At 71.4% G+C, this 16,072-nt stretch carries 15 protein-coding genes and 1 pseudogene; 8 read left to right on the top strand and 8 right to left on the bottom strand.

All coding sequences use genetic code 11. From position 1 onward, the window contains the following. Positions 1 to 92: 92 nt before the first annotated feature. The 3 genes from FFT21_RS00520 to FFT21_RS00510 are packed head-to-tail and all read right to left on the bottom strand — an operon-like array spanning position 93 to position 1,537. Positions 93 to 833, bottom strand: a complete 741-nt coding sequence (locus FFT21_RS00520) for a TetR/AcrR family transcriptional regulator (RefSeq protein WP_307722886.1) — start codon at positions 831 to 833, stop codon at positions 93 to 95. Between the two features lie 22 nt (positions 834 to 855). Next, positions 856 to 1,239 (bottom strand): hypothetical protein, encoded by a 384-nt coding sequence (locus tag FFT21_RS00515; protein WP_137811697.1) that lies wholly within the window; start codon positions 1,237 to 1,239, stop codon positions 856 to 858. Positions 1,240 to 1,273: 34 nt separating this feature from the next. Beyond that, entirely contained in the window at positions 1,274 to 1,537 is a 264-nt protein-coding gene (locus FFT21_RS00510; protein WP_192909318.1) for an EamA family transporter, read from the bottom strand. 53 nt (positions 1,538 to 1,590) lie between these two features. Between FFT21_RS00510 and FFT21_RS00505 the strand changes: the two are divergent. From FFT21_RS00505 to FFT21_RS00495, 3 genes and pseudogenes are all read left to right on the top strand, one after another. Then, positions 1,591 to 2,277: pseudogene (locus FFT21_RS00505) on the top strand (AraC family ligand binding domain-containing protein); the annotation flags it as partial. 151 nt (positions 2,278 to 2,428) lie between these two features. After that, complete coding sequence (locus FFT21_RS00500) at positions 2,429 to 3,142, top strand: RNA polymerase sigma factor (protein ID WP_225977998.1); 714 nt, start codon at positions 2,429 to 2,431, stop codon at positions 3,140 to 3,142. Further along, a complete protein-coding gene (locus FFT21_RS00495) occupies positions 3,139 to 3,795 on the top strand; it encodes a hypothetical protein (RefSeq protein ID WP_137811693.1) in 657 nt (218 codons plus the stop codon). Before FFT21_RS00500 ends, FFT21_RS00495 begins: the two co-directional genes overlap by 4 nt. Before the next feature lie 223 nt (positions 3,796 to 4,018). Here FFT21_RS00495 and FFT21_RS00490 read toward each other — a convergent pair whose 3' ends face one another. After that, positions 4,019 to 4,729, bottom strand: coding sequence for a rhomboid-like protein (locus FFT21_RS00490; RefSeq protein ID WP_225977997.1), 711 nt, complete (start codon positions 4,727 to 4,729; stop codon positions 4,019 to 4,021). A gap of 118 nt (positions 4,730 to 4,847) precedes the next feature. Continuing rightward, the gene (locus tag FFT21_RS00485; protein ID WP_137811692.1) at positions 4,848 to 5,477 is read right to left on the bottom strand and encodes a DUF4360 domain-containing protein; all 630 of its coding nucleotides are present in this window, start codon (positions 5,475 to 5,477) and stop codon (positions 4,848 to 4,850) included. Between the two features lie 884 nt (positions 5,478 to 6,361). Here FFT21_RS00485 and glnA point away from each other — a divergent pair. Together glnA and FFT21_RS00475 are read left to right on the top strand one after the other, a co-directional pair. Then, positions 6,362 to 7,786: a type I glutamate--ammonia ligase gene (glnA, locus tag FFT21_RS00480; RefSeq protein WP_137811691.1), complete on the top strand. Its 1,425-nt coding sequence runs from the start codon at positions 6,362 to 6,364 to the stop codon at positions 7,784 to 7,786. Between the two features lie 152 nt (positions 7,787 to 7,938). Beyond that, a complete protein-coding gene (locus FFT21_RS00475) occupies positions 7,939 to 10,116 on the top strand; it encodes a bifunctional diguanylate cyclase/phosphohydrolase (protein WP_137811690.1) in 2,178 nt (725 codons plus the stop codon). A 38-nt stretch (positions 10,117 to 10,154) separates the two neighbouring features. On the opposite strand, the gene FFT21_RS00470 is transcribed toward FFT21_RS00475, so the two are convergent. After that, positions 10,155 to 10,805, bottom strand: a complete 651-nt coding sequence (locus FFT21_RS00470; RefSeq protein ID WP_137811689.1) for a thiaminase II/PqqC family protein — start codon at positions 10,803 to 10,805, stop codon at positions 10,155 to 10,157. Further along, complete coding sequence (locus FFT21_RS00465) at positions 10,802 to 12,343, bottom strand: purine-cytosine permease family protein (protein WP_137811688.1); 1,542 nt, start codon at positions 12,341 to 12,343, stop codon at positions 10,802 to 10,804. The genes FFT21_RS00470 and FFT21_RS00465 overlap by 4 nt, the downstream gene beginning before the upstream one ends. Before the next feature lie 230 nt (positions 12,344 to 12,573). On the opposite strand from FFT21_RS00465, the gene FFT21_RS29445 reads away from it, so the two are divergent. Together FFT21_RS29445 and FFT21_RS00455 are read left to right on the top strand one after the other, a co-directional pair. Then, positions 12,574 to 13,365, top strand: coding sequence for a hypothetical protein (locus FFT21_RS29445; protein ID WP_225978033.1), 792 nt, complete (start codon positions 12,574 to 12,576; stop codon positions 13,363 to 13,365). A 189-nt stretch (positions 13,366 to 13,554) separates the two neighbouring features. After that, positions 13,555 to 14,175, top strand: coding sequence for an L-threonylcarbamoyladenylate synthase (locus tag FFT21_RS00455; RefSeq protein ID WP_137811687.1), 621 nt, complete (start codon positions 13,555 to 13,557; stop codon positions 14,173 to 14,175). A 7-nt stretch (positions 14,176 to 14,182) separates the two neighbouring features. Here FFT21_RS00455 and FFT21_RS00450 read toward each other — a convergent pair whose 3' ends face one another. Then, positions 14,183 to 15,382 (bottom strand): FAD-dependent monooxygenase, encoded by a 1,200-nt coding sequence (locus FFT21_RS00450; RefSeq protein ID WP_137811686.1) that lies wholly within the window; start codon positions 15,380 to 15,382, stop codon positions 14,183 to 14,185. Positions 15,383 to 15,861: 479 nt separating this feature from the next. Between FFT21_RS00450 and FFT21_RS28695 the strand changes: the two genes are divergently transcribed. After that, positions 15,862 to 16,035, top strand: a complete 174-nt coding sequence (locus tag FFT21_RS28695) for a hypothetical protein (RefSeq protein ID WP_153816522.1) — start codon at positions 15,862 to 15,864, stop codon at positions 16,033 to 16,035. Positions 16,036 to 16,072 lie beyond the last annotated feature (37 nt).

Below are 16,072 nucleotides of genomic sequence, written 5' to 3'. Positions count from 1 at the left end.
AGATGCTGGAACGCGTACCCGCGGGCGACCGACGTCCGCAGCAGGTCGAAGAACTCGCCTTCCTGGACGTCGCATGGTCCGGTGGGTACCGCCTACGGTCGTGACTCGGAACTGGGCGGGATCATCTCGCTGAGGACGCGGACGGCGTCGCGGGTCAGCGACCGCATCGGGCGCAGGCGCGACAGCTCGACCAGTCGCTCGATCAGTGGCACGGTGTGTTCCACCAGCCGATGGGTCCGGGAGCAGTCCGGCGAGCGGTCGTGCACCCAGAACAGCACGATGCCCATCTGGTACAGCCACAGCAGTTCCGGAAGATCGGCGCGCAGTTCTCGGTCGATCTTGATGCGCGAGCCGTCCACCACTTCGGCGAGGATGCCGATCGCCGCCCGGCGCGGCGCCTCCGCCTCCGGTGAGAACGGGCTGAGCGGGCTGGCCGGGTCGGCCGCGTTCTTGAACAGTTGAGGGCCGAACTCGTGGTACGGCTGCGCGATGCGCAGCCAGCTCAGCAGGACGCCACGCAGTCGTGGGCCGAACTCCCGCTCGGCGGCCAGCACTTCCTTGCTGTCTTCGGCGTGTAGCTCGCTGATGCGGTGGTAGAAGCCCTGGATCAGTTCCTGCTTGGACGTGAAGTAGTAGTAGGCGTTGCCCACCGAGATGCCGGCCTCGGTGGCGATCGCGCGCATCGTGGTGCGGTCGTAGCCCCGCTCGGTGAACAGCCGCAGCGCGGTGTCCATGACGAGTGCCCGGGTGGCGGAGCCCCTGCGCCCACCCGCCCGCGAAGCGCTGCCCGCGCCGGGTGCCTCGGCCCGTTTCTCGGTGACGCCGTCTCCCACGGCGGTCACGGTAACCGGCTGGTCAGCCCGTTTGCCGCGGGGACCCGGTGAGCTGCGTGCGCAGCAGGGCGTTGTGCCGGATCCGGGCGAAGATCCACAGGTTCACCATGTGAAGTGCCCCGATGACGAGCAGCACGATGCCGAGCTTCAGCGACAACGTCTCGAACACCCCCCGGACGTCCACGACGCGCTGGTCGATGTGCAGCCACAAGGCGATGAACCCGAGGTTGACCAGGTAGAAGCCGATCACCAGCAGCTGGTTGAGGGCCGCGGCCAGCCGCTCGTCACCGCGGAAGACCTCGGCGAGGTACACCCGCCCGTGCCGGGTGAGCATGCGGCCGACCCATGCCGTGAGCAGCACGCTGAGTAAGAGGTACAGGACATAGCTGAAGACCACCGTCGTCATGGCGGATCAGCCTCCCTCCGTTGTTTGAACACGTTCAGGATGAGACGCTACTCCCCGGTTTGAACGCGTTCAAGGACTGAACGGCTGGTTCCGCAGTCCGCTCGCTGGCCGCGGCAATCCCGCGCGGTTCCTCGTGCCCGGAGCGCAGCCCGAGCACGGCGACGAGCACCACCGCACCGCCGCCGAACCGCAGGAACGCGGCAACCTCATGCGGCACATCGGCGACCGCGGCCTTGGAAGCGGCGAACGTACTGCCCCACAGGCACATCACCACCACGAGCGGCAGGTAACAGCGCATGGGCGAATGCTCACCGGTCACCGGCCACCTGGTCTTGAACGCACAGCCACGACACCTACTCGTTCGGTGCCACCGAGCTGGGCGCGCAGCGCTTCGCCTGCCGCGGCGCCGCGCACACCAGCGCGGCCGGCATGGTGATGGCATTCAACCCGGACGAACCGCACGACGGTCACGCCGCCACCGAACTGGGGTTCACCTACCGCATCGTGCACATCGGACCAGAACTGGTCACCGAGGTGCTCGGCGACGCGGCCGGCCGTTCCGCCGGCGCACCGCTGTTCGTCCATCCCGTGGTGCACGATCCGGTGCTGGCCGAAGCGTTGCGGGCGCTGCACGCGACGCTGGTCGGCCGCGGTGGCCGGCTGGCGCGGGACGAGCGGTTGGCTGCCGCGGTGGGCGCCCTGGTGCGGCGTGCCGCGCTGCGCCGGGCGGGCGCGTGGCAGCCGCGACCGGTCGACGACCCGGTGATCGCCCGCCGGGTATGTGAGCTGCTGCACGACCGCTTCGCCGAAGACGTCACCTCGGACGACCTGGCCGCGGCCGCCGGATGCAGCCGGTACGCGGTGTACCGGGCCCGGTTCCGGGGCAGCGCGGTGACCACCGCGCCACCGTCCACGGCCGTACCGTCCACAAGCGACGCCGCCACGCCCACCACCGCCTCCCCCGAGCCGAGCAGCGAATCCACGCCACCCCCGCCGAGTTCGACCATCACCGGTCGGTCCGCCGGCACGTCGCGCTGACCGACGCGGCGGCCGGGCGGTGACGGCGGAGCGTCGACCGGGCGAGGTATTGCCCTTTTTTGTCGCTGATGAGCGGTTTCGTTGCGGTGCGGCCGCCCTTTTCCGCGGCGGTCGCTTCTGGTGCGCGCGGGCGTGACCGATGATGTCCCGCGTGCGAGATGCGGCGCAGCATGGCGGGCGCCGGCGGCCCACCGATGTGGTGGCGTCGCCGGCGGAGGGCCCGGAGAGAGCACTCGACCGGCTGGCCCGGTCACGTCCGGGCGACGCCGACCTCACCGCCGCGGTGCACCGCGCCCGGGGCGGCGACGAGGACGCCTTCCGGGTGCTCTACCGCGCTGTCCAACCCGGCATGCTGCGCTACCTGCGGGTGCTCGTCGGCGACGACGCCGAGGACGTGGCGTCCGAGACGTGGTTGCAGGTCGCGAGGGACGTCGTGTCGTTCCGTGGCGACGCGGACGGGTTCCGTGGGTGGGTGGCCACCATCGCCAGGCACCGGGCCATGGACCACCTGCGCCGGGAACGCCGGCGACCGGCGGCGGAGGCGCAGGACGATCGGCTGCGTGAGATGCCGGGGCGGGAGGACACCGCGGGGGCCGCGCTGGAGGCGGTGACCACCGAGGCGGCGCTGGCGCTGATCGCCCGGCTGCCCACCGACCAGGCCGAGGCGGTGCTGCTGCGCGCGGTGGTCGGCCTGGACGCGAAGGGCGCGGCACGGGTACTGGGCAAGAGTCCCGGGGCGGTCCGCACCGCCGCCTACCGCGGGCTGCACCGGCTGGCGGAGTACCTGCGCGAGGGCGCGGCCACCCCGCCATCGCCGGCCACTGTGACACAACCGAGCGCTTCGACGCTGAAGGGCATGAGATGAGCGCGCAGCACCCCGGTTCCGACCGACTCGCCGACCTGCTCGCCGCCGCGGCCGCCCCGGCCCGCGACGGCGAACTCGCCGGCGAGCAGGCCGCCCTGGCGGCGTTCCGGAACGCGCGCTCCCCAGCCCACCAGCCCCGGAGGCGTTCCATGATCGAAACCATGCGCGGTCGGTTGCTCACCGCGAAGGCCGCCGCGATCGCCGCGGTGGCGGCCACCACCGTCGGCGGCGTCGCGCTCGCCGCCAGCGGCAGCCTGTCCGCGGAGCACAGTGCGCCGCCCACCGGCCACCCCGCCCCCGAATCCGCGGCCGATGCACCGCCGACCACCACCGGGTCCGCCGACGCGCGCACCAACGGCCCGAGCGACCGGCCATCCCCCAACCCCTCGCTGGTCGGGCTCTGCCACGCCTACACCGCGGGCGCCGGCTCCGACCACGGCAAGGCGCTGCAGAGTCCCGCGTTCCGCGTACTGATCGACACCGCGGGTGGCCCGGACCGGGTGCCCGGCTACTGCGCCGGGCTGCTCGCCGGGGCGCCGGGCGCCGACCATTCCGGCGGCAACGGCCGGCCGAGCGAAGAGCCGAACGGCCACCACGGAAGCGCGCCGAGCACCCACCCCACCGGCCGACCTACCGACCACCCCAGCCACTAGACCCCGTCCCGAGTCGCCCACGGCTCCCCGAACCGGCGACGTCGCCCCCCAACTCGCCGGTTCGGGGCGCGGCGGTCTCCCCCCGGACCGTCGCCTTTCCCGGGTGGGCGGCGGCCCCGCCCCCAGGCCGTCGCCCACCCGGGCCGACCGCGGTGACCGCCTCCCCGCGACCGCTCCCGGCGCCCGATCCGCCGGGTGCGGGCGCCCGCGCGGCGCTGCCCGGTCAGGGTTGGCGTGCCGCGACCACCACGCCCGGGCCGGATGGCGGCCAACCGCGGCGGCGCAGCCACGGACGCCAGCAGAGCATGCCGACGTGGGTGGCCACCAGGTGCCCGGCGAAGGTGACCGCCGAGGACAGTTCCGCCGGCCCGCTGACCAGGTACAGGGCCGTGATGACGGCGTAGAGCCCGGCGATCGTCCAGGAGTGCGCCTGCCGGGACAGCCCGTTGGTCAGTGCCCCGGCGGTGCAGAAGAAGCCGTAGCTCACCCCGACGTCGACCCAGCGGCCGGCGGCGCCCGGCAGCACGTGCGCGGTGATCGCCCACAGCACCGGCAACTCGGTGACCAGGGTGGCGACGACGTGCCCGCTGGCGAACACCACGGCGGTCCACCCGGCGCCGATCCGGCGTTCCAGCGGCGCGATCGCCACCGCGAAGATCAGCACGTAGGGCAGCCAGTGCGTGTCTCCCAGCCAGAGCGCACTGGCGACCAGCGACAGCAGCGGATGGCGCTGAAGGTTGTGCGCGTCGGTGCTGGCGGCGGCGAGCAGCCGGCGGGCCACCGGCGCGGTCACCGACCGCAGCACCACGGTGGTCGCCAGCAGGGTGAGCAGGTACCAGAAGGTGAACGGCGTCGTGGTCGGCAGCGGCACCCACCGGGTGAGGCCGCCCCGGAACCTCAACCGGGGCCACCACCCCCGGACCTGTCGCAGCACGGGACCAGTGTCGCCAACCAACCTGGGAGAAAGCTGTACGCCGGCCGACGGATCGCTGATGCCGCGGCGGCCGATGCTCCGGGTCCGTGACCGACGTCACGGACCCGGAGCGCCTCGATCAGGCGGGGCAGGACTTCCAGGCGAAGTGATAGGTGGTGCTGATGCTGCCGTCCGTCGAGTCCATCGTGATGAAGCTGGTCGTCGTCTTGGGATCGGACGTGCCGGCACTGACCCGCAACTCGGCGTTGATGTTGAAGTTGCGCTCCTCGCCGCAGGGCTGGTAGACGAGTTGGGCGACGTCGGTCCGGTCGGTGGTCTGCCAGTCGTTGTCGGCCGGGCCGGAGAAGGAATGGTTGACGTAGGCGGTCGGCGAGTTGCCCTGGAAGTAGTAGTTGGCTCGCTCGAGCGCGCTCGCGCCCTTTTCCAGGTGCGCGAAACCGCGGTAGTCGGCCTGCGCGATCGCGTAGGTGAAGCCCTGCGGGACGTGTACGCGGAGGCTGAGCTGGCAGTTCTTCCGGAAGTCCGTCGGCGCGGCGCCGACGCCGACCTGGGCGAGGAACTTGCTGTAGGTCACGGTGAAGGCGGTGTTGTCGGCGGAGACGGCGACGGCGGCGGTGCCTGCCGGGCAGCCGGAGCCGTTCACGGTGACCACGTCGATCACGATCTTGTCCGGCGGCGGCGGCGTGGAAAAGGCCGGTGACACAATGAGTGACAGCGCCAAACCGGCGGCGGAGAGCGCACCGAGCATCGCGGGCCTCCCAAAGAATTCGGGGGAAAGTGGCGGCCTACGGTAGCGCCGTACCCGCTTTCGTCATGCCCGCTGAACGGAGCAACAGCGGCGGCCGGCATTGACTTAACAACGCGGGATCCCGGAAACCATGCGGCCGTGATACGAACGGCGCTTTTTTGTGCCACCCGATGGTGGTCGCGGACGACTCCACCCGGACTCATCGACGCATTCACCGGCGCGGAAACCCTGGTCGCGGCGGACAGTATTCGGTAATGCGTTGGACAGCAGCGCCGGCCGGTGGGTTCGTGGTCACTCCCGGCCCGCGCCGGAGCTGTCAGTTCAGCGCGACGTGCAGGATCTGGTCGTCGCTGTTGTTGCGGGGTGCTGTGCTTGTCGCCGCTGCCGGTGGTGAGCCACAGGCCGGCGTCCGGCTCGCCTCCACGGTCCGTAGCTGGCCGGCGGCGGCCGGTGCTTGCACGCGTCCGCAGTGGTCTGCACCAGCATCACCTCGGCATCCAGGCGAGCTCGGATGCCTCGCCCGTGGTTGCCTGGGCGGCTGGACGTGACGTGCCGTCGTCCGGGGCGGTAGCGCATGCCTGGAGTCACTCGTTGGGGTGGTTTTCCCGGTCACCCGCCCGCCGGATGGTTGTCCCTTCGAGGAATCGGGCCCGCGGCGTGCGCATGACCGGCCGTGGCCCGGCGCGGTGACCCGGCCCGGCGTATGGTTCGGATGTCGGCGACGAAACCCGCTGCGGCCTCGCCTGGAAAAGAATCATCCGCCCAAAATCGTTTCCCATCCGATCGGGGCGGTGCCGACCCTTTCCACCGAACACGGCACCGCACCCGGCATCAGCACGGGGGACCAACCATCCCGCCACGTCCGACCGAAGGAGTCGACAGGGATGTTCACCAGCACCGACGACCTGCTGAGCTTCATCGCCGACGAGGGCGTGGAGTTCATCGACGTCCGGTTCTGCGACGTACCGGGAATCATGCAGCACTTCACCGTCCCCGCGACGTCCTTCGGCCGAGCCCAGATCGACGGCGGGCTGGCGTTCGACGGTTCCTCGGTGCGCGGATTCCAGTCCATCCACGAGTCGGACATGCTTCTGCTGCCTGATCCGCCGACGGCGTACCTCGACCCCTTCCGCGCGGCGCGGACGTTGAACATGAACTTCTTCGTGCACGATGCGGTCACCGTCGAGCCGTACAGCCGGGACCCGCGCAACGTCGCCCTGAAGGCGGAGGAGTACCTGACCGCGTCCGGCATCGCCGACGAGGCGTTCTTCGGCCCGGAGGCGGAGTTCTACATCTTCGACTCGATCACCTTCGACACCGCCGAGAACCACTCGTTCCACGCCATCGACTCGATCGAGGGCTGGTGGAACACCGGCGAGCCGGAGAACGGCGGAAACCTCGGCTACAAGGTGCCCTACAAGCGCGGCTACTTCCCGGTGGAACCCACCGACCACTACTCGGACCTGCGCGCGGCCATGGTCACCAACATGATCAACGCCGGGTTCCAGGTGGAGAAGCTGCACCACGAGGTCGGCACGGCGGGCCAGGCGGAGATCAACTACCGGTACAACAGCCTGCTGCACGCCGCCGACGACCACCAGCTCTACAAGTACCTGGTGAAGAACACCGCCTGGGCGGCAGGCAAGACGGTGACCTTCATGCCCAAGCCGCTGTTCGGCGACAACGGCAACGGCATGCACTGCCACCAGTCGCTGTGGAAGAACGGCCAGCCGCTGTTCTACGACGACGCCGGCTACGCCGGGCTGTCCGATCTGGCCCGCTACTACATCGGGGGCCTGCTGCACCACGCGCCGAGCCTGCTGGCGTTCACCAACCCGACGGTGAACTCCTACCGCCGGATGGTGCCCGGCTTCGAGGCACCGGTGAACCTGGTCTACTCGCAGCGCAACCGCTCCGCGTGCGTGCGCATCCCGGTCACCGGGAGCAATCCGCGGGCCAAGCGGATCGAGTTCCGCTGCCCGGACTCCTCCGGCAACCCGTACCTGTCCTTCGCCGCGATGATGATGGCTGGCCTGGACGGCATCCGGAACAAGATGGAGCCGTCGCCGCCGATCGACAAGGACCTCTACGAACTGCCGCCGGAGGAGGCGGACCGCGTCCCCCAGGTCCCCGGCAACCTCGACGCGGTGATCGACCGGCTTGAGGAGGACCACGACTACCTGCTGGAAGGCGGCGTGTTCACCGAGGACCTGATCGAGACGTGGATCGAGCTGAAGCGCACCGAGGAGATCGCTCCGATGCGGCTGCGCCCCCACCCCTACGAGTTCGCCCTGTACTACGACGTCTAGCTGGGCCGACCGGGGGAAGTCACCGGCGTCCGCGGGAACCATGGCTCCGTGACGGGTTGCCACCTGGTGATCATCCGTTAGTCTCGTCGGCGCAACATGGCCACCGAACGGCTGGCTTCCGGTGCCAGCGCGCCGACTGCGGAGAGGACGCCATGGCCGCGACCGGCACCCGCGCCACCTCCAGGCGGGACTGGCTCGGCTGCGTTTCCTGCTACCTGATGGTCGGTACGGCGCTGGTGGTGGGCTACTACCAGGTGCCGCCATCGGGCTCCGGGCGGGTGGTCCGGGTGGTGGTGTACTGCGCGGCCAGCGCCTCCGCGGCGGCCGCGGTGCTGTACGGGATGATCAAGAACCGCCCGGAGCCGCGGTTACCGTGGCTGCTGCTGGCGGCCAGCCAGGTGGTGTACGCGGCCGCGGACACCACCTTCTACGTCTCCCACTACCTGCTCGGCAGCACCGCGTACCCGTCCTTCGCCGATCCGCTCTACATCGCGCACTACCCGCTGGTGGTGGCGGCGCTGACGCTGCTGATCCGGCGCCGCACGCCCGGCCGGGACCTGCCCAGCCTGCTGGACGCGGCGGTGCTCGGTGTGGTCGGCGCGATGCTGTCCTGGCTGTACCTGATCGGTCCGCAGGCCCGCGCCGACTCGCCGCTGCTGGTCAAGCTGACGTCGCTGACCTATCCGGTGATGGACCTGGCCATGCTGGCGGTGGCGTTGCGGCTGATCCTCGGCGGCGGCCGCCGGCCCGCCGCCTTCTTCCTGCTGAGCACCAACCTGCTGGCCATCCTCACCGCGGACACCGTCTACGTCTGGCAGCAGCTTGTCGGCAGCTACCAGGCCGGCAACTTCCTCGACGCGATCTGGCTCGGCGGCAACATGGCGCTCGGCGCGGCCGCGCTGCACCCGACCGTGGCGCAACTCGGCGACCGCTGCCCACCCCGCGACGCCAGCCTCGGCCCGGCCCGGATCGCCGCGCTCACCGCGGCCGCGCTGATCGCGCCGGCCACGCTGATCGTCCAGCACCTGCGCGGAGCGGCGGCGGACGTACCGGCCATCGCGGTCGCCTGCGCGGTGCTGTTCGTGCTGACCATCACCCGGCTGGCCGTCCTGGTGGCGGACCAGCGGCAGGTGGCCATCACCGACGCGCTGACCGGGCTGCGCACCCGCAGGTTCTTCCAGGCCCAGTTACCCGTGGAGGTGGCCAGGGCGCGGCGCAACGGCCGGCCGATGGCGGTATTCATCATCGACGTCGACCACTTCAAGTCGATCAACGACCGGCACGGCCATCCGGCGGGCGACCAGGCACTGATCGAGATCGCCAGCCGGCTCAGGGCTGCCGCGCGCGCCGGTGACCTGCTGGCCCGCTACGGCGGCGAGGAGTTTGCGCTGCTGGTCCGCGACGCCGGCCCGGGCGAGTTGCCCGGCATCGCGGAACGGCTGCGGCAGCGGGTGGCCAGGGGGCCGATCACGGTGTGCGCCGGCACCCGGGTGGCCGTCACGGTGTCGGTCGGCACCGCGAGCTTCCCGGTGCACGCCGAGGATCCGAACGAGCTGATCGCCGCGGCCGACCGGGCGCTGTACGCCGCCAAGGCCAGGGGCCGGGACAGCGTGGTGGTCGGCGAGGGGCCTGGCCTGGCCCTCGACGGGGTCGGCGAGCAGATCCCGGCCGCGGTCGACTATCTGTGCCACCTGGCGGACATCGTGGACGCCAGGATGTCCCCGCACGAGCACAGCCGCGCGGTCGGCCGGTGGGCGATGCTGGTGGCCGCCGAGATCGGCGTGGACGCGCACGTCGCCCGCTCGGTCGGGCTGGCCGGTCGGTTGCACGACATCGGCAAGATCCTCGTCCCCGAGGCGGTGCTGGCCAAGCCGGGCCGGCCGGACGAGGAGGAGTGGCGGCTGCTGCGGCAGCATCCCGACCACGGGCACCGGCTGGTGGCCGCGGTGCCCGGCATGGCGGCGGTGGCGGAGATCATCCGGCAGCACCACGAACGCTTCGACGGCTCCGGCTACCCGCGCGGGCTGCGCGGCACCGACATTCGGCTCGAGGCGCGGATCCTCGCGGTGTGCGACTCGTGGGCCGCGATGCTCGCCGACCGCGCGTACCAGCCGGCCATGAGCGTCGCCGAGGCACGCGGCCAGTTGATCGCCGCCCGAGCCGGCCAGTTCGACCCGTGCGTGGTGGACGCCTTCCTCGGCATGGTCGACGGGGGTCGCATCGACCGGCCGCACCGCGCCGCCGGCCCGACCCGCGAGGGCTGGGTGGACGGGGCCGCGGTCGACCTCGGTTCGGTGGTTCCGCTGCCGCACTCCGGCGAGGGTCGCTGAGCCACGCCACGACCCGACCGGGGTGGCAGCCGGGCCCGCTACCCGGCCAGCGTGTTCCAGAACATCAACTCGTAGTCCTGGACCAGCCGCCCGTAGCCGAGCGCCGTCGCACTGTCCCAGCCGGCGTCCAGCGCGGTCTGCACCGCCGCCAGCGCCTGCTGCTCCACTTCGGGCGCGGGCGAGGCGAAGAAGTCGAAGAAGGCGCACCCGTTGTCGTCGAAGCCGTAGTGCTCGCGCAGACCGCGGGCCACCGCACCGCAGTACTCGCCCCACGCCGCGAAGTTCGCCACCAGCGCGAGCACCGCGTCCCGGGGATCGGCGTTGAGCGCGAGCCAGGCCACGTAGGCCGGGTACGCCTGGCAGCCGGCCCGCGGTCGGTACTCGCGCAGCGCGGCCTCGTCCATGCCGCAGGCGGCGGCGAAGGTCACCAGCTTCGGCAGCACCAGACCCTCGCCGTGGGCGAGCCCGGCGAAGAACTCGCGGGTCGGGCCGTCACCGCCCCGGGCGGCGAGGGTGAGGAAGCTGCGCCAGTCGCTGTTGATGATCCGGTACTGCTCGCCGGCGAGTGCCCCGAGCACCTCGCGGCCCGCCTTGCCCGCCGCGACCAGCGGGACCAGCCGGTTGTCGTCCGGGCCGGGTGCCAGTTCCCGCCGCGCCGTCTCCAGCAGGTCACGTGCCGGGATGGTCATCGCCTCTCCTTCTCTCCCCGAGTGCGCGCATGGCGCCCTCGGCGCACGCCATGGTGTCTCCGCCCGGCCCGGACGCGATCACTCGGAACCTCTTCGGGATCGCCCGCACCGCGCAGGTGCGCGCCGAAGCCGAGCAGGCCGGTGCTGCCCGGCGCCCGGGCCACGACGGCGGCCAGGCCAGCGTAGATCACTCCGGTGAGCAGCCACGCCTCGACCGGGATCACGCCCCACGACGGTGCGCCCGCCTGCCCGGGAACCAGCCCCAGGCCCCACGCCCCGAACAGCACACCGGCCAGCACGGCGACGATGCCCGGCACGTTGCCGAGGCCGGCGCTCCGCCAGGACGGAATGCGGGCCACCGGCCGGGTGAGCCGCAGCAGCCGGGGCAGCACGAACTGGTCGACGCACATCACGACCGTGGTGCACGGCAGCGCGATCGCCGACCACCCGGCCACGGCGAAGAACCCGTCCTGCACGGCGGGGAACCGCCAGGCGAACACCGCGGCGACGGCGGCCATCACCAGGCAGGTGTACCAGCGGCGCCAGCCGGGTGCGTGGCCGGCGAGGTTCTGCCCGGCGTTGACCATCTCGTAGTAGTTGCCGTCGTTGACGGCGATCTGCAGCAGGGTGGCGACGGCCGCGCCCAGCCACAGCGAGCCGAACAGCGAGTAGCCGACCGTGTAGCGGAACGCCGGGCCGAACTCGCCCGCCCCGGACCGGGACAGTTCGGCCATCATCCAGCCGCCGGCGACGAACAGCACCAGGCCCACCGCCACGGCGACCACCAGGGCCGGTGCCGGCCAGAGGAACCGTGGTCGGCCGTAGCGCCAGGTGTCCGGCTCGTTGCCCCACATCACCGAGCCGATCGCCACGCCGATGCCGGCGGTGAACGGCAGTGTGGCCGAGGGCGCCGTGCCGGCGGCGAGCGTCGCCGCCGGCACGCCCACCAGCCCCTTGACCACCAGGTACAGCACCCACGCGATGATCAGCGGGGCGACCAGGTAGCGGGCGAACGCGCTGATCCCGGTGAAGCCGAACAGGTTGTTCGTGATGCCGACCACGGCCAGCAGCACGCTGACCAGGACCACGTGGCCCCAGCCGAACAACCCGTCGTAGAGGGTGGCGAGCAGGTTGAACGCGAACGCCGTCCACCCCGCGGCCACGCCGATCAGCAGCAGCGACACCACGGCCGAGCCGACTCGGCCGAGGATCGACCGGGTGAGCAGGGCGTGTGTCTGGCCGGTCGCCGACCCCAGGTAGGCCGCGGGTAACGCGTAGCCGAGGTAGGCGACACCGCCCAACGCGCCGGCGGCGACCGCTCTGGCCAGCGAGTAGCCGGCGTCGTGGTACTGGAAGCCGAGGAACAGGTAGGTGAACCCGGCGGCGAAGGTCACCCACAGCGCGAGGAAGTGATAGCGGGACCGCCGCTCGCCGAGCGGGACCGCCCCGCTCGCGCTGGTCGAGTAGTCGTGCCGGATGTCGGTGGCCGGCGTTGGCCGGGCCGGTGCGCCGGCGGCACCGGAGGGCAGCGCGCTCATGGTTCTCCCCACTCTCGTCCGGCAGGGAGTCTGGCGTGCGGGCCGGCCGGTTGAGTATCCGCCGCCGGCGTTACCCGGTGCGCCCCGGCGGTTGACGCCGCTGATCAGTCCACTGTGGAGCACGGTGGGCGGGTGTCCGCGCTACCGACGGTGGTTGTGGTGCCGGTCATGGGTGGGTGGCGGCGAGGGGGGCTGTCGTTCCGTGAAGCGGATCGTCAGAATGCCGGGGCATGAGTTACCGCCCCCAGCAAGGTCCCGCACCCGGCGGTCCCCCGCCCCCCGGCGGTCTGCCGGGTGCCCGGCCGCCTGCCGGCCACCCGCAGTCACCGGCGGGGCCACCGCCGGCCGGGCCGCCGCCGGCGCCGCCCCACCCGCCGGCCCGGCCACCGAACCAGGCCCCGAACCAGCCGCCATTCGGCTACCCACCGGGCCCGCACGCCCCCGGCCCGTACCAGCAGCCGGGCCCACCACCCGCGCCCAACCCGCAGAGCCCCGCGACTCCCCCGTCCCCGGCCGACCAGCCGCAGCCGTCGCGGCACCAGCCCACCCGGCAGTACGAGCCGGCGCCCGCCCCGGACGCGTATCCGGACGACCCGTTCCGGCACGAGCGCCAGCAGCCGCCCTACCGGGAGCCGGCGGCCGACCCGTACGAGTACGGAGCGAGCCCGCGGGACGAGCAGCGTGCCCCGTACCGGCCGCCCGAGGAGTCCCCGCTGGCCTACCAGCGCGAGCGTGACCGCAGGGCGGACAGGGCGAACGCCATCGCGAACACCATCCACATCGTCACCGCGCTCATCGCGCTGGTCTTCGTGCTGCACATCGTGTTCACGCTGTTCGGCGCGAACCAGAGCAGCGGGTTCGTCTCCTTCGTCTACGGCACGGCGAAGGTCTTCGTGCTGGGCTTCGGGGACGTCTTCACCCCGTCCGACGGGAAACTCGGCGTGGTGCTCAACTACGGCCTTGCCGCGATCATCTACGTGGTCGTCGGCCGGCTGCTCGCCCGCACGCTGCGGCACCGCTGAGCGGCCGCCCTTCCCCTCTCCGGCCGCACGTTGGCGGTGTGGCGGGCCGCCGAGCCGAGCCGTACCGAGGTTCGGTTGGGACGCACGGCCGCGTGCCCCGTCCCAACCGGACGCCCGGTCCGGGACACGGCCAGCCGGTGGCCGGGCGCCGCACGGCGTGCGGTGGCGGCGCCACCGTAGGCTCGGTGCATGGCGAGGTACTTCGACGTGCATCCGGACAACCCGCAGCGGCGCGCCATCGGCCAGATCGTCGACATCGTGCGGGCCGGCGGCCTGATCGCCTACCCCACCGACTCGTGCTTCGCGCTGGGCTGCCAGCCGGGTAACGCGGACGGGGTCGCCCGGATCCGGTCGATTCGCCACCTCGACGACCGGCACCACTTCACCCTGGTGTGCCGAGACTTCGCCCAGTTAGGACAGTTCGTCCACATCGACAACAGGGTGTTCCGGGCGATCAAGGCGGCCACGCCCGGCCGCTACACGTTCATCCTGCCGGCCACCAAGGAGGTGCCCCGCCGGCTGCTGCATCCGAAGAAGAAGACCGTCGGCGTGCGCATCCCCGACCACGTGGTCACGCAGGCTCTGCTGGCCGAACTCGGCGATCCGCTGCTGTCCAGCACGCTGCTGCTACCCGACCAGGAGGAGCCGCTGACGCAGGGCTGGGAGATCAAGGAGCGGCTCGATCACGTGGTCGACGCCGTGATCGACTCCGGCGACTGCGGCACCGAGCCCACCACGGTGGTCGACTTCTCCGGCGGCGAGCCGGAGATCGTGCGTACGGGCGCGGGCGACGTGTCGCGGTTCGAGTAGCGAACGATCAGAGCCGAGGGATTACCGGTTCGCCGCGGCGGCGGGCGAGGAACCACCGCCGCCCGGTGGCGAGCCCGCGCTGCAGGCGTCGCACCGCCGGCACCTGGGTGGCCCGGTACACCTGGTAGCTCCACGGCGCGTGCTGCCCGCACCGGCTGGACATGGCGAAGGCGAACGCGACGGCGTCCCGGTCCAGGTAGTGGTCGGCACGCTCGAACCACGCCATGCTGGTCCGGGACGCGGCCTGGATCCGGCGCAGGTCACCGCGGCCGCGGCGGTCGTAGTCGCCGAGCGCCTCGGCCAGGTCGGCGTGATCGAAGAGGCTCTGCGCCAGCATGGTGGAGTCGATCATTGCCAGCCTGGTGCCCGAGCCAAGGGTGAAGTGGGTGGTGTGCGCGGCGTCGCCGACCAGCACCACGTTGCCGTGGCACCATTTCTGGTTGCGCACCTCGGCGAACCGCAGCCACTGCGCCGGCCTGCCCCGGGACTGGCTGATCAGCGAGTGGCCGGCGAGTGGCCGGGCGAAGATGTTCTCCAGCAGCCGGAGGCCGTCGACGTTGCTCAGCGTGTCGAACCCGAGTCCTCGCCAGGTCGCCTCGGTGCACTCGACGATGCAGGTGCTGGTGCCGGCGCTGGACGGGTAGGCGTGGAACCAGATCCAGCCGGCGGGGGTTTCCTCGAAGGCGAAGGTGAACCGGTCGAACACCCGGTCCGTGCCCAGCCAGATGTAGGGGTTGCGGCCGAAGTCCACGCGGGTGCCGAAGTGATCGGCATGGGTCTGCCGGACCTGGCTGTTCGCTCCGTCGGCGGCGACCACCAGGTCGGCGGTGAGGTCGGCCTCCCCGGCGAACTCGCGGCGGTGCCGCACGTCCACCCCGAGTTCCCTGGCCCGCTCGGTGAGGATGTCCAGCAGGGCGGCACGGGTGACGCTGAAGCCGTAGCCGCCGAAAAAGGCGGACTGCTCGCCGCGGAGACTGATCTCCTGTTCGTGCCACACCACGGAGGCGGCGCGCACCTTTCGCGCGGTCTCCGCGTCGTTGCGGTAGAGCATGTCCAGCAGGTTGTCCCAGTAGACGACGCCCCAGCCGTAGGTGGCTCCGGGTGGATCGCGCTCGATCACGGTGATGTCATGGCCCGCGTCGCGCAACTTCATCGAGATGGCGAAGTACAGTCCGGCGGGTCCGCCCCCAACACAGGTGATTCGCATGCCCCGGCCCACCTCGCCCGAAATCGACGACGACCCGAAGCTCACGCCCCGAAACGTCCTGCGGCGCCCTTCATACCACCGGACGGTGGCCTGAGTGCCGACGTCCCAGCCGGGTTCGGCTGTTCTACCCGCACGGCTCGGGTCGAAGGAAAGGCCCAGGTCGGGACTGAAGTCCTTGCTTTTCACCGGGTTCGACGGCGCACCGCTGGAGTGCTCTAGGGATCGTCTCGGCCGCGATCGCGAACATGTCGATCACGCTCGTGTTCCGCGTTCTTGTCGTCGCTGCGGGAAATACCAGTTTGGTGCGCTGAATCGGTCAGTAGGTGTGCTCGTCAGCGACCCGACAAGCGGTCTCCGAACCGGCTCGCCGCGGAATTCGGAGGACGGCTCGACGGTTCCTTGACAGGTCTTGGCCATTAGGTAGTTTGAATTTGCGTTGTCGATAAGTGACAACACGCAGATACGTGAGGGGAAGAATCATGATCAAGAACTTCTTCCGGCTCAGCGGCCCGACCCGGCAGGACGACGGCTGGGGCTGGGGTTGGGGCGGCTGGTCGGGCCGCTGGGACGGCTGGTGGGACGGCTGGTGGGACGGCTGGTGGGGGCACCGTCGCCACCACCGGGGTCACTGGGGCCGCTGGGGTGGCTGGTGATTCTCGACAACCCGAGCCCGTAGCGAAGAAACGCGGA

The organism is Gandjariella thermophila (assembly GCF_005405885.1).
In the GTDB taxonomy this organism is placed as follows: domain Bacteria; phylum Actinomycetota; class Actinomycetes; order Mycobacteriales; family Pseudonocardiaceae; genus Gandjariella; species Gandjariella thermophila.
The sequence above is the reverse complement of the archived record's forward strand: the minus strand, read 5'-3'. Positions and strand labels throughout refer to the sequence as shown.

Excerpts from the sequence above, each read along its gene's own strand:
- FFT21_RS00515 (WP_137811697.1), bottom strand. The coding sequence starts at position 1,239 with ATGACGACGGTGGTCTTCAGCTATGTCCTGTACCTCTTACTCAGCGTG.
- FFT21_RS00510 (WP_192909318.1), bottom strand. The coding sequence starts at position 1,537 with ATGCGCTGTTACCTGCCGCTCGTGGTGGTGATGTGCCTGTGGGGCAGT.
- FFT21_RS00495 (WP_137811693.1), top strand. The coding sequence starts at position 3,139 with ATGAGCGCGCAGCACCCCGGTTCCGACCGACTCGCCGACCTGCTCGCC.
- FFT21_RS00485 (WP_137811692.1), bottom strand. The coding sequence starts at position 5,477 with ATGCTCGGTGCGCTCTCCGCCGCCGGTTTGGCGCTGTCACTCATTGTG.
- glnA (WP_137811691.1), top strand. The coding sequence starts at position 6,362 with ATGTTCACCAGCACCGACGACCTGCTGAGCTTCATCGCCGACGAGGGC.
- FFT21_RS00475 (WP_137811690.1), top strand. The coding sequence starts at position 7,939 with ATGGCCGCGACCGGCACCCGCGCCACCTCCAGGCGGGACTGGCTCGGC.
- FFT21_RS00470 (WP_137811689.1), bottom strand. The coding sequence starts at position 10,805 with ATGACCATCCCGGCACGTGACCTGCTGGAGACGGCGCGGCGGGAACTG.
- FFT21_RS00465 (WP_137811688.1), bottom strand. The coding sequence starts at position 12,343 with ATGAGCGCGCTGCCCTCCGGTGCCGCCGGCGCACCGGCCCGGCCAACG.
- FFT21_RS29445 (WP_225978033.1), top strand. The coding sequence starts at position 12,574 with ATGAGTTACCGCCCCCAGCAAGGTCCCGCACCCGGCGGTCCCCCGCCC.
- FFT21_RS00455 (WP_137811687.1), top strand. The coding sequence starts at position 13,555 with ATGGCGAGGTACTTCGACGTGCATCCGGACAACCCGCAGCGGCGCGCC.
- FFT21_RS00450 (WP_137811686.1), bottom strand. The coding sequence starts at position 15,382 with ATGCGAATCACCTGTGTTGGGGGCGGACCCGCCGGACTGTACTTCGCC.
- FFT21_RS28695 (WP_153816522.1), top strand. The coding sequence starts at position 15,862 with ATGATCAAGAACTTCTTCCGGCTCAGCGGCCCGACCCGGCAGGACGAC.